This window comes from Cobetia sp. 14N.309.X.WAT.E.A4, from assembly GCF_030397495.1.
Taxonomy (GTDB): domain Bacteria; phylum Pseudomonadota; class Gammaproteobacteria; order Pseudomonadales; family Halomonadaceae; genus Cobetia; species Cobetia marina.
In genome coordinates this window covers 647,865-660,837 of sequence record NZ_JAPNXT010000001.1, presented here as the reverse complement: position 1 = coordinate 660,837, position 12,973 = coordinate 647,865, and the positions used below count along the sequence as shown (strand labels likewise).

The 12,973-nt window shown below is 55.0% G+C and carries 9 protein-coding genes; 2 read left to right on the top strand and 7 right to left on the bottom strand.

The window, feature by feature from the left end:
* Nucleotides 1-202: 202 nt before the first annotated feature.
* A complete protein-coding gene (locus tag OW493_RS02870) occupies nucleotides 203-3,178 on the bottom strand; it encodes an ATP-binding domain-containing protein (protein ID WP_289863161.1) in 2,976 nt (991 codons plus the stop codon).
* A gap of 304 nt (nucleotides 3,179-3,482) precedes the next feature.
* Here OW493_RS02870 and OW493_RS17195 point away from each other — a divergent pair, with 304 nt between their 5' ends.
* Both OW493_RS17195 and OW493_RS02865 read left to right on the top strand, forming a co-directional pair.
* Nucleotides 3,483-3,827: a transposase gene (locus OW493_RS17195; RefSeq protein ID WP_354670118.1), complete on the top strand. Its 345-nt coding sequence runs from the start codon at nucleotides 3,483-3,485 to the stop codon at nucleotides 3,825-3,827.
* A gap of 976 nt (nucleotides 3,828-4,803) precedes the next feature.
* On the top strand, nucleotides 4,804-5,157 hold the full coding sequence (locus OW493_RS02865) for a hypothetical protein (RefSeq protein WP_240499551.1): 354 nt from the start codon (nucleotides 4,804-4,806) through the stop codon (nucleotides 5,155-5,157).
* Between the two features lie 104 nt (nucleotides 5,158-5,261).
* On the opposite strand, the gene OW493_RS02860 is transcribed toward OW493_RS02865, so the two are convergent.
* The 6 genes from OW493_RS02860 to OW493_RS02835 all read right to left on the bottom strand — a co-directional run bounded on the left by OW493_RS02860 (nucleotide 5,262) and on the right by OW493_RS02835 (nucleotide 12,605).
* Entirely contained in the window at nucleotides 5,262-6,185 is a 924-nt protein-coding gene (locus OW493_RS02860; protein ID WP_289863252.1) for a LysR substrate-binding domain-containing protein, read from the bottom strand.
* Between the two features lie 213 nt (nucleotides 6,186-6,398).
* Entirely contained in the window at nucleotides 6,399-7,949 is a 1,551-nt protein-coding gene (locus OW493_RS02855) for an amino acid racemase (protein ID WP_289863160.1), read from the bottom strand.
* 136 nt (nucleotides 7,950-8,085) lie between these two features.
* A complete protein-coding gene (locus OW493_RS02850) occupies nucleotides 8,086-9,408 on the bottom strand; it encodes a dicarboxylate/amino acid:cation symporter (RefSeq protein WP_289863159.1) in 1,323 nt (440 codons plus the stop codon).
* A 319-nt stretch (nucleotides 9,409-9,727) separates the two neighbouring features.
* Nucleotides 9,728-10,717, bottom strand: a complete 990-nt coding sequence (locus OW493_RS02845) for an ABC transporter substrate-binding protein (RefSeq protein WP_289863158.1) — start codon at nucleotides 10,715-10,717, stop codon at nucleotides 9,728-9,730.
* Nucleotides 10,718-11,010: 293 nt separating this feature from the next.
* Nucleotides 11,011-11,712 (bottom strand): pseudouridine synthase, encoded by a 702-nt coding sequence (locus OW493_RS02840; RefSeq protein WP_176502660.1) that lies wholly within the window; start codon nucleotides 11,710-11,712, stop codon nucleotides 11,011-11,013.
* Complete coding sequence (locus tag OW493_RS02835) at nucleotides 11,712-12,605, bottom strand: nitrilase family protein (protein WP_141391867.1); 894 nt, start codon at nucleotides 12,603-12,605, stop codon at nucleotides 11,712-11,714. The genes OW493_RS02840 and OW493_RS02835 overlap by 1 nt, the downstream gene beginning before the upstream one ends.
* Between the last annotated feature and the right edge of the window lie 368 nt (nucleotides 12,606-12,973).

Sequence of the window (12,973 nt, the reverse complement as noted above, 5' to 3'; positions counted from 1 at the left end):
CATTGGCTATTTACTGCCGGCACGACTGCCCAGGATCTCGGCCGAGTTGAAGCAAGGAGCCATGATCCGCTTGTTGAAGCCGCGTCGGGAAGCGGTGGCTAAGGCCGGTGACGGCGGCGGTTTACTTCTATAATTCCTACTTGCTTTAGACAGCGTGGGACCAACGAGAACACGAATGGTCTGGATATCGCAGGTACTTCACTTATTGCATCAATTTAGGAGTTACAATATCTTGATACTCATTCCAAATATGATCAATCAATGAGTGAGGTCTTGCTTCATGACCAATTAATACCATACGTTGCTTTGCTCGAGTTAAGCCCACATATATCTGATTCTGATGTAATGGGAGCGTCATATCATAGCATTCAAAAAATGGCAATATAACTAGATCAAATTCTAGGCCTTTGGCATTTTGTATGGAAGTAAAGTGCCTCACATATCTCCGTGAAAGGTCTATTTTATCAGAAAGCTCGGCATCGATCATCTCTTCGTCCAAGCTTGGCTTACAGGCATCAAAGAATATTCTCGCGATTTCTGGGGTCGGCAGAATAACTACAGAAGTTTGCTTACTTTGTGTGGAGATAAGCAGCTTCACTGTATGCTCAACTAAATCAGACTGATTGATATAAGAAAAGACCTCTGGCCCCCTTATCTTTTCTGGTGCATTAGCCAATCCTTCAAGTAATTCGTCTTCTGGTAACTGACCCAGCTCATTATTATGCATTTCCATACGAAACCGTGCACTAAACCAAGCGATTCCGAGAGACTCTGCTTGACGCATATTCTTCGACAACTGAACTATTTCTAAATGTTTCCCTGGAAAACAACCTGATATGTCACTATCATTACCATTATGTAGTTTCTGAGATAAATCTCCGACTATTGTGACAGCAGCATAATCTGGATCAGCTTGCTCTGACATCAAGTAGACTTGCTGCTCAGTAAAATCCTGAACTTCATCTATAAAAACTGACTGATAAAATTGTGGAGTTGATAACTCTTTAGGATTACCTTCAAAACCGCGACCAATAATATGGATAAGACATAGTAAAAGATCTATATCTTCTGATGTAAGTCGTCTATCTTCAAGTTGCGCTGAAACTTTTTCAGCAACATTTTCATCAGGAAACAATATAATATTATTTTTTAAAGCATTAGCATAGGCGTCGGCGACATACATGAGTGGCTCTATTAACTTCTTGCGCGATGTATTTTTAAATAAAGACAAAACAGAAATACTACGATCTTTTTCCTTTGAATTATACTTTGATTCTGTATTGACAAACTGTTCACTCACTTGACTATGAACATCCGACACTACAGACATTATCGGAAATTTAACTTGTCCCAACCCACGAACTATTCGTATCTTTATTAGTTTTTTATTATCACGCCCATACACTTTTTGAGAGGATTCAGATAGAAGACGAAGATATAGTTCATCAGTGTCAGAGATGACTGCAGGAAAAACATTTCCTGAGTTATTTTCAAGAACCATGCATAAATTTTCTTTCAAATAATCCTTATTAATCAACTCGTCAGATAACTCTCTCCCAGACTGGTCAAGAATAGTAAGACTAGAATCGATCAAACCAGAATCATCAAATATGACTAAACGCCTAGTTGCATTGTCGTTTAGATAGAGAGGAATTCTTCTAGAAACAAGGAGCTTGGCAAGCTCATACTCACTATTGGCATAGTAATATATTCCGCCTGCTATCATCCAAAAGACATTTCCACCTAGAATTTCATTACTAATTTTTTCTATAGAGCTATCTATTCTTTTAGCCAAGCCATCAAGAATAAAAGTAGAGTTTTTACTGGGGATTAGTAAGCTTTTGCTTATCTTTTTCAGTTCTTCGTACAGTCGATCTACTGCTGGCTGTATAACTTCAGACAAATTAATAAGTTCTTGCTTCTTAAATGTACTCACCAAAAAATTCGTTGTGGGCGCGAACTCCAGTAAGTCAGATGCCCATTGTTTAGCTATAGTGCAATCCGCCACTTTAAGCCATTGAATAGTAGAATCGATATGCGTTTCCCGTAACTTTCCAATGCCAACCCACCGACGTGACCCTTTCCGTACTTTCTCAATATGGCGAAGCTTCAAAAGTCTACTGCGAAGCTCAGAATATTCTTGTATTGGTAGGTTAGGTAAATCAAGGCGACGACAAGTTTCTTTCAAGTATTGAATTAATTCTCCTGTACGAACAAAACCTACACTACCTTCTTGAGAAAATTTACCAGCAAACTTTTGAGACCAATAATCATCTGAATCACCAACGATGCTTCTGAATTCTTCTTGACTATATACTTTCTCATTATTAAAGTCGCAAAGCATCTTAGTGCGACCTAAAGCAGCTGAAGTTTTCCCAGACCCTGCGACACCTTGCACATATAGAGCTCCTGTAGGCGAGCGTGATATAACACGATCCTGTAGGAGTGTACGATCTAAATAGAATGTCTCATTGAGTCCAAAATATTCTTCTGTATTAGACAGACTAATATTTTTGCCTTCTTCTTCTTCGGAATAATCTAATGAAGACCAAACATCATCATCTAGCTCTTCATCAACTTCATAAATAGAAGAGAAATTCTTAGATGCAGCTAGTTCAACAACACCCTTATCAGATATTGTTTTCTTCGAATGTGAAATATCAGATGTTATTGAGGAGTCTAAATATAACTTCTCTGAACTTATAGTATCGGATACTTGTGAGTGTATATTTAAAAAGTTCGAAAGATCAATTACTTCATCTTTGTCTTGTTGCTGACGTATGATCATGCGAAGAAAATTGCGTACATTGCTTGCAAATTCTATCCCATCAAAACGATCAAAAAGACGAGTTTCTAAAACTATATATTCACCCCATTGAAGTGATTCTTTTTTATCTCCTACTTGTAGAACTGCACACAAGCGACCCACAGGGGAATGTGGAGTAGCATAACCAGATGAACGATTAGGGTAAACTGCAGATGTCGAACTAAGACGAAAAATTAAAACTCCTTGATTTTCAGTGCTTATAAGCACTGTTTTTCCATAGGCGTGGCGTCTAAGCGATAAATACACTCCTTTATTAGCATCTTCACAGATCATTCTATCAGCATAGTCTATCACACCTTTTAACACATTAAGTTCTTCTTCTACACGCTGAATTTTCTCTTTTTTATCCATATGGCACCTTCACTATAAATTACTTAAAATATTAACAGTATATTTTATACTTCTTGGCTGCAGATTCTGAGTGCAACATAAGAGCTTCCCAACTCCTAATTTCACCAACATTAGCCCCAGTACTCTTATTTACTGATCGTGCAACTTTATATATAGGGCCCCGAATGTGAAATTGACGAGAAAAAGCCCATCCCAAGGACCTGCGCTGAGTAGTGCTGTAAAGCATGGATAACCACAACCTGACAGAAAAGCAGCCGGTCGCCCTCTAGGAGCTGTTTGCTGACCAAGGGGCTACCGCGAATGCATGGGTCATCAAGGACAAGCTGAGGTGGATCGTAGCGCATCGACGACGCGCGGGGCCCGTTGGTGTATCACGAATTACCTCAATGTGATGCGTGAAGCAGTGGCCGACCACACGGATCTCAAAACAATGGCAAAAACACTCAATACGTTGCAACGACACGCTGACCAAGTTGTGAGGCGCTGGTACTCAGGCCTGACTAACGCACGCCTAGAAGGCGTGAATGACCTCTTTCAGACTGCCAGATCTTGGGCTCGCGGCTACCGAAACGAAAGTAATTTCATTGCGAGGATCTACCTGATCGGCAGTCCCATGGAGCGCATGCTGGATGAAGTCAAATCCACATGAAACGTCGGAGAACCAGAAAAAGCTACCCTTCGATTACTGCTAGAGGGTTTCTCGACAGTTCGTTTAAGAGTATCGAGATGGAAATCAAGCCTCATAAGCCACACTCAGAATCCGTGTTGAGATCTATGCTACACATGCACACATCCCAGACGCGGTGTTGGCGAAGCTCTTTAACGTGAGAGATATGGCCATTCGCCGGTGGCGACATCGAGCGGACGTATATGATCGGTTCTTACACACGTCATAGCCTCCTGGCTAGCCTCAACAGGGAGCAGGAAGAAGTGCTCACCGTCGCCAGAATATTTCTTCGCCCAAGGCCGTACGATCTCCTCGTGGTGGCCCGTGAGTTTTCTTTTCAGCCCCTTCCCCGCACTATCAAGCTGAAAGGATGCTCCACGGCTACCGCACGAGGCTTACCGGTAGGGCGAGCTCCGTCTTATGGTCCCGCGCCATGGCGTCCTGCCTTGGCGAGAAATACATATGTGAATATAGGAAACTTCAAGAAATCTAATAATAGCCGAGTCGAGGCAAGCGCGAGAAGGAATTGTTAGTTCAGTGCGACACCCCGCGTCGCATTAACAAGACACTAAGCTCGATATCCAGCGCGTCTCGCCGCGCCCTCCCCACTATCGCTTCACAACTTCACGCCGGAAATTTCCGTCCCACTCGCCAACTCCTACGCGCCCTGTCTGATTGAACTGACACCCAAGTTCATAAAATTCATACGCTCACGTAAGACATTGCCTCCAAATCCTAAAAATCCACTTTCCCTAGATCCATGGGACATTTCCGTCCAAGCCTGGAAAACTCCGGATCCTCCAGCCATCACCTACCGATAAATCATTGTTTTATATAGAAAGTGGTGATAAGGGAGGCTCTATCTCGCGCTCACATTCAGGGATATAAAAAACCAATGTTGCACTGCAGCATCAACAGGCGTAAGACTGTCATGAGGTTCCTTTACGTGGAGAGCACAATGACTCAACAACCTGCCTGGTCTGAGCTGGTCCCGACGACACCTGCTGCGATGTTCGATGTCTGGAAGCTGGGGACGACATCGGTGGAGATGTGGTCGACGGCAATGTCCACCATCATGTCGCGCACGCAGCTGTGGGGGACGCAGTCGCCGCTGGATCCGAAGATGATCGCGGAGAACCAGAAGATGGTGTCGGAGAAGATCGCCGCCAGCTGGGAGATGTGGTTCGTGATGCAGAAGGCGTGGATGAACGCGATGTCGGGTGGCAAGGTCGTGCCGTGGTGGACGACGGGTACGCAGTTCATCAAGCCGCTGCACAAGCGCACGACGGCCAATTCACGGCGCCTGTCATAAGTCTGCGATACCCTTGCGCGAGCCTGGCGAGATGATGGATGAGAGCGAAAATCAGTGGCGGTGGGCGGATAACGCTCACCGCCACTGGCGTTATGGGCGAGAGGTCACCCTTGAGTGGCGGAGGTGGCTGTGCGGCTGGCTTGCGTGTCCAGGCAGGCTTGCCAGATGCGCTCCGCGACTTGTTGTTCGTGCTCGGCATGCCGAAACAGGCAGATATCCAGCGGAGCGGTGTGGCGGTCATCCCCGACGATGCGCAGGCGGCCGGCGTTGAGTTCATCCCGTACGGCGCGCTCCGGTACCCAGGCGATACCGCTGCCGGCCAGGGCCCCGCGCTTGAGCACGTCTGACATCGAGCATTCGTAGCAGAAGTTGAGGCGTGCCGAGAGGGATTCCCGATTGAGGATCAGCGCAGTGAGCCGACCGAGATAGCTGTCACTGGAGTAGCAGAGATACGGTTGCGGAATATCGCTTTCCAGCGAGAACAACGCCTGCCCTGCCCCATCCACTGCACTCACCGGCACCAGACGCTCGGATTCCAGCACGATGGAGGGATAGCGCACCATGTCGGTGAGCGTCGGCAGCAGTGGGCTGTTGTAGGCGAGCATCAGATCACAGTTGCCGCTGATCAGCGCATCGACACAGCCGGCGACGTGGTCCGGCACGATACGCGCCTTGAGCTTGCCCAGTCGGGTCTGGAGCTGTTCATGCCAGTCGACGAAGAAGCTGACCGCCAGCGTATGGGAGGCGGAAATCGACACCACCTCTTCGATCTTGGGCACGAAGCCCAGTGCTTCTTCCCGCCCGACCCGCAATACCGAGAGCGCATCCTGCGCCGTCCGCTGGAAGGACTCGCCGGCCGGTGTCAGCCCTACCGGAAACAGGCTGCGATCAATCAGGGTCGCGCCCACCCAGTATTCCAGATTGCGTATCCGGCGGCTGAAGGCCGGCTGAGTCACGTTGCGCAACTCAGCCGCGCGCGAGAAATTGCGCGTGACGGCCAGCGTGAGGAAGTCTTCCAGCCAGTTCATTTCCACGGCGATTTCCTGGAGTGAGGCATGTAGCGCCGCAGTATAGCGTGGCTGGTCTTCATGTCCTCTTGCATGCCCTCCTTCCTTCTTTCCTTCCTTCCGCGAAGGCGGTGCTATCTGTTTCCCTCGCTGTTTTCACAGCGCCATATTCTCCACCTCGACGTCTTTGGCACGAGGTCAGCGGCACGAGGTCAGCGGCACGAGGTCATCGGGCTATTGCGCCAGGGCAATGCAGCGGCGGGCCAGTATCTCCGAGGGGTCCAGCAAGGCCACGCGCTCACGCAGCGCTTTCGGCAACTCGATCAGCGGCAGCTCCGTACAGCCCAGAATGACCACCTCTGCCCCCTGGGCCAGCAGGTGCTCGATGGCAGCTTCCAGCATCAGACTGCATTCGCCTGAGGTGTGACCCGCCTTGACGCCCTGCTGTCCGTAGATGGCGTCCATCACGCAAGCCTGATGGGAGGCGTCCGGCACCAGCGTTTCACGCCTCGAGGCCTCGAGGATGTCGTGGTAGACCCGACTGGCCACGGTGCCACTGGTCGCGAGCAGGCCGACACGCGATACGGGCGTCTCCCGCGCGGCGATATCCTCCACCACCGCATCGAGCATGTTGACGATGGGGATGTTGATATAGGGCTGGATACGCGCCACGAAGGCATGCGCGGTATTGCAGGGAATCGCGATGGCATTGGCACCATCCGCTTCCAGTCGCTGACAGGTGGCGAGCATCGGGATGCTCGGGTCTTCCCCGTTGCCAATCAGATTGGCGGTACGATCGGGTATCTGCGGATTCTGCTCCACCACCATCTTGAGGTGATCCTGATCGCGCTCGGCGCGTGTCAGTCCCACCACCTTGCGCATGAAGTCCACCGTCGCGGCGGGCCCGACGCCGCCCAGCACGCCCAGCTTGAACTGCCGCCCTTCCTGCTCGCGATCATGTCCCAGCGCGTACTCGGCGTAGATTCGATTGGAATCCAGCAACGGCACCGGAATCAGAGGCTGCAGCGAGGCCATCATCACCGGGATCTCGCTCAGGCCCGGCACGATGATCTCCGCACCCTGACGAATGAGATCATCGCAGGCTTCCATCAGCTGCTGCAGACATTCACCGCCATGATGGCCGCTCTTGATGCCGGTCGGGCCATAGATGGCCTCCATCAACGCCTCACGCTGCACGCGCGCCTCCGGGTAGAGCACCTCGAGCTCCGCGCCGGGCTCGCCACATTCCGATCGGGACATGGGCTCGGATACGGGCCCGGACAGACGGCGCGTGAAGATGCCCGAGGCGCGCACGTAGCTTGAGGTCAGCACGCCGATCTTGCGAACGTCAGGGTACTCGCGGCGAATGCGGTCCTGCAGTGCCTCGAAGATATCCACCACGTTCACGCTGATTTCCGGGGTGATCTCGGCCAGGAAGGTATGCGAGAGAAAGCATGGCACCAGCGCATTCTCGACCTTGCCCTGCATGTCCTTGAGCACGTTGTAGACATAGAACTTGCGGCGCAGCGGGTCATAGCCCTCTTCCGCGATGCTGGGGCCATCCTCGAAGTGACGTTGTTCGAAGGCGATGTCCACCCGGCGCGGGGGCTTGCAGTACTGGGCCGCACGCACGGTCTTGAGCAATACATCCGCGCTGCCCAGCGCCCCGAGCCCGCCGACCACACCGTAGCGGGTGACGGTGTCCGGCGCGTTGCGGGGCCCGCCAGTGGCGAGTCCAGCAGCAGAATGCCGATTGACAGAAAGCCGTGTGGCAGAAGCTTCCATGGCGCGATTCTCCTGACCATCTTTGACATGCCTGTCGGCCTGAGGGCGACAGATTCCTGGGGAAGGAAGACCGGCAGCGACTCCTGGCTGCCGGTCAGTGGGAAGTGAAGGCCACTTCCCTCCATCAGCGCGACGCTCAGCTCAAGGTCGAACGCATCACGTGCGGGGTGTTGAAGACCTCTTCATCGAGTGCCTTCTCGCTCTTGGCAACCAGACAGCTGACGGCGCAGTCACCGGCCACGTTCAGCCCGGTACGTGCCATGTCGAGCACACGGTCGATCCCGGCGATGATGGCGACCCCTTCCAGCGGCAGGCCGACGGAGGTCAGCACCAGCGACAGCATGATCAGCCCCGCCCCCGGCACGCCCGCCGTGCCGATGGAGCCCAGAGTGGCGGTCATGATGATGGTGACGTACTCGGTCATGCCCAGATCGACACCGTAGGCCTGGGCGATGAACAGCGCGCAGACACCCTGATACAGCGCGGTGCCATCCATGTTGATGGTCGCGCCCAGCGGCAGCACGAAGCTCGAGACGCTGCGCTTGACGCCCAGATTCTGCTCGGCGGCCATCATGGTCACCGGCAGGGTGCCGGAGCTTGAGGTGCTGGTGAAGGCGAGCATGATCGGCTCGACACTGCCCTGGAAATACCGCACGGGATTGAGGTGCGCGACGAAGCGCAGCAGGCCGCCATACACCACCACGGCGTGCACGATGCAGCCCAGATAGACGATGGCGATCACCTTGGCCAGCGGCGCAAGCATCGCCAGCCCGTAGGTTCCGGCGACCCAGGCCATCAGCGCGAAGACACCGTAGGGCGTGAAGGCGATGACGATGCTGGTCATGCGGTAGATGATTTCCGCCGCGGATTCGAAGAATACCCGTACCGGACGCGCCTTCTCCCCGACCAGCGTGATGGAGAGGCCGAACAGGATCGCGAAGACGATGATCTGCAGCACATTGCCCTCGGCGAAGGCCTCGACGGCATTGGTCGGCACCAGGCCAAGCAATGTCTCGACGGCGGTCGGCGCTTCCCGCACCTCGACACCGGCGGCGCTGCCCAGGTCGATGCCCACGCCCGGCTGGAAGAGAGCCGCCAGCCCCAGGCCGATGGTGATCGCCACCGCCGTCATGCCCAGATACAGCCCCAGTGTCTTGAGACTCAGTCGCCCCAGGCGGGCAAGGTTGTCGAGCGATGCCACGCCGGTGACCAGCGAGACGAAGACCAGCGGCACGATCAGCATCTTGATCGCGCGGATGAACAGATCCCCCAGCGGCTTGATGTCGGCGGCGATATCGGCGCGGCCGGTCTGGTTGAGCAGGATGCCCAACCCAAGGCCCAGCACCAGTGCAATGAAGATCTGTTTCCAGAGCGGCAAGCCTGTCCACGGGGACAGCAAGCGCGCGACGGGACCGGGGGTGCGCGAATCGCGCTCGGCGAACGAATCAGTATCAGCCATGAGGTAAACCCTGCTTGTCATTGTTGTTTGCTGCGCGTTGAGGCGACGCAGAAGGCGGGGTCATGGTGATACAGCGCGAACAGGTCCGACCAATTCTTTATTTTGATTTTCCATGCAAGATTTGCATGACGATGCCGCGATGGGGCTCGACGGGCAGTGAGAAGGTGCCAGAAACGCGAGAACCCCGCTCCAGGAGCGGGGTTCTGATCAGACATTGCCGGCGACAACAGGCACGCAGGCCGTGTCATCCAGTGTCGCCGAGTTTCAAGACCGAGTGTTCAGCCGTGCAGACGGAAGCGACAGGTTCGGGATCGACACGTCAGGCGTCCGGCAGGCCAAGCGCCTTCTGCACGGCAGGCCAGGCGGGTTCGCCATCTCGAGTGGTCACGCCTTCCAGCCAGCCCTTGACCTTGGCGGGATTGGCCTTCATCCAGGTGCCAGCCACCTCTTCCTGCGGGCGCTCTTCCTTGCCAAAGCCATAGATCAGCTCGCTCTGCTCCTCGGAGGTGAAGGCGATCTGATCCAGAAAGACGGTGGCGTTGGGATGCGCTTCGGACCATTTCTTGTTGGCTAGCGTCTTCACGTCACTGGCGCCGCCACCCGGGCCCCACAGGTCCTTGGGGTCCTCCAGGAAGACCATGTCGTATTCGACCCCCATCCAGTGCGGGGTCCAACCGACGAACATGACCCACTCATCGCGCTTGATGGCATTGGCCACCGTCCCCAGCATGCCGGCGGTGGAGGATTCCTTGAGGTCCCAGTCACCCAGGCCATAGATGTCTTCGTCGACGGCACGGTTGGCGATCTCGCTGGAGCCCGAGCCGATCTCGATGGAGTAGATGGTCTTGTCGAACTTGTCGGCGAATTCCGGCTTGTCGACATCGTTCAGTGAGGTGACGCCGGCTTCGGCCACATAACGCGGTACGGCGAAATTGGCTCGCGCGCCGTTCACGTTGTTGCCCAGATCGACCATGGCGCCTTTTTCCATCGCCGCGTTGTACATGGTGCTCTGCCCCGGCAGCCAGGCGGCCAGATAGACATCCACTTCCCCGAGCGAGATGCCTTCATAGGTGATCTGCGCGCCCAGCTGACGCGTGGTGGGGGAATAGCCCAGCGCCTCGAAGATCTCGGAGGCGATTTCGGTCTTCATGGTCACGCCCGGCCACGGCGGCGCCGCGAATACCACACTGGCATCTTCCGCGGCGCTTGCCGGTGCCGAGAGGGTCGCCAGCAGCAGGCCACTGCCCGCCAGCGCCATGCGCAGCGGCAGGGGTTTCATCAGGTGGGACTTGGTGAAGGGGGACGACATAGTGGGTTTTCCTCGTTGTTGTTATGGAGACGCCATTGTCATGAAAATACTGGAAACAAGCGTTTGATTGAAGACGATCTCAGTATAAATTTCACTTCTGCAAAACGCACTTCCCGCAAAGAAATCACAATACGAGCAGACAACGCTTACCTTAAGCGCGATCGTTGGATCGATACAAGGCTCGGCGGCCAACGACGCGCATGAAAAAGCCCCCGCCATTGAGGAAAAATGACGGGGGCTTTTCATGACGATATGGCGCTGATGATCAGACGCTGACAATCAGACGCTGACAATCAGAAGCTGGCGACCTCTTCCGGACGCAGGAAGCGACATTCGCCGGGTTCCAGCTCCGGGTCCAGCTCCACGTCGCCGATGGCTTCACGGTGCAGGGCTTCGACATGATTGCCGATGGCCGCGAACATGCGCTTGACCTGGTGATAGCGGCCTTCGGTGATCCACAGCAGACCCACGGTGGCCGTTTCCATCTCCAGGCGTGCCGGACGCGTCGGCTTCTCTTCGCCATCCAGCATCAGGCCGTGTTCGAAATCTTCCACCGCACGCGCCAGCTCATCCCCTTCCAACGGGCGCGCCAGGGTCACGCGATAACGCTTGGCACAGGCTTTCTTGGGTGAGGTGACGCGGTGGTTCCACTGGCCATCATCCGTCATCAACACCAGACCGGTGGTGTCGACATCGAGACGCCCGACGATGCTCAGGCGCTCGACATTGGGCAGCTCGATCAGGTCGTGCGCGCGCTCATACAGGCCCGGCTTGGTGGTGCATTCGACATTGGCCGGCTTGTGGAGCATCAGATAGCGCAGGCCCATCAGTTCCAGGTGCTCGCCGTTCCATTCGACGCGCATGCCATCCTTGACGGCACGCGCGGTGTTCTTGACTACCTCACCATCCACGGTGACATCGCCGCGATGCACGACCTTCTTGGCATCGCTGCGGCTGAGATCCGTGGTTTCGGTAAGGAATTTGTCCAGGCGCATCAGGCCTCCAGAGTGAAATGATCGGCGTCCATCCACGCCGGAAACTTGGTTCGAAACTCGTCGAGGGCGCCGCGTTCAAGCGTCACCGTCTCGATGAAGGGTTGGTCTGGCGCGGGGTCGAGGATGGGCTCGCCCTTGAAATCGCAGACCATGGAATCGCCGGTATAGTGCAGCCCGTTGGCATCGTCACCCACTCGGTTGACGCCCACCACATAGGCCAGATTCTCGATGGCGCGCGCCTGAAGCAGGGTGCGCCACGGGTGACGCCGCACGCCCGGCCAATTGGCCACGCACAGCAGCAGGTCATATTCGAAGGCGCTGCCGGTGGCACACTCCGCCGCGCTCATGCCGCCAATCACGGGGCGTTGACGCAGCCAGGTCGGGAAGCGCAGGTCATAGCAGACGGACAGCTGGATCCGGAAGCCGTTGAGCTCGACGATCACCCGCTCATTGCCCATGCCATAACGCTCATGCTCGCCTGCCATGCGAAACAGATGGCGCTTGTCGTAATGTCTCAGCTCACCACTTGGCGTGGCCCACAGCATGCGGTTGTAGCACTCGTCTCCCTCGAGTACCGCAATGCTGCCCGTCATCACGCAACCGCGCGCGACAGCCTGCGCCTTGAGCCAAGCGACACTCTCGCTGGTCTCCATCGGCTCGGCCATCTCACGGGAATTCATGGTGAAGCCGGTGGCGAACATCTCGGGCAGCACGATGAGGTCGGTCAGGGCATTGTGGCCGTCAGGGCCGGTCGTCAGGCCAGCGGCGTCCAGCTGCTCGCCCAGCAGGCGACAGTTCTCTGCCGGGTCTTCCCAGCGCAGATCGGCCTGCACCAGGCTGACGCGCAACTTGCCTGCGTCTTCCCACGTTGCTGATGGATTCGTCACTGTCATGCCGTCTCCCTGATCCTCGGTCATCTTGCCCTCATGCCGCCCTCCCGGGACACGCCTTGCGGGTGATGGAGGGTGTGAGGCCTGCATGCCATCGCGAGCATGAATGCGCCCATTCTACCGTCTGTGGCGCTCAGATGTGAGAGGCAATGCGGGAACTGGCCCACAACTCCGCGCGGCTCAGCCAGCGGATGTGTGCATGAGTCGCCGATGATATATTGACCATCGACATGCTGACGCGGCCTGAAGGCGCGACGCAGGCCATCGCTTCCCCTTATGCTGATGTTGCGCGGGGCTTGATGCCGGCTCCGTCAGCACCGGCTGATGAAGCTCGGCGCATGGACCTCGGTCCGCTTGTCGCCCACGCGCGC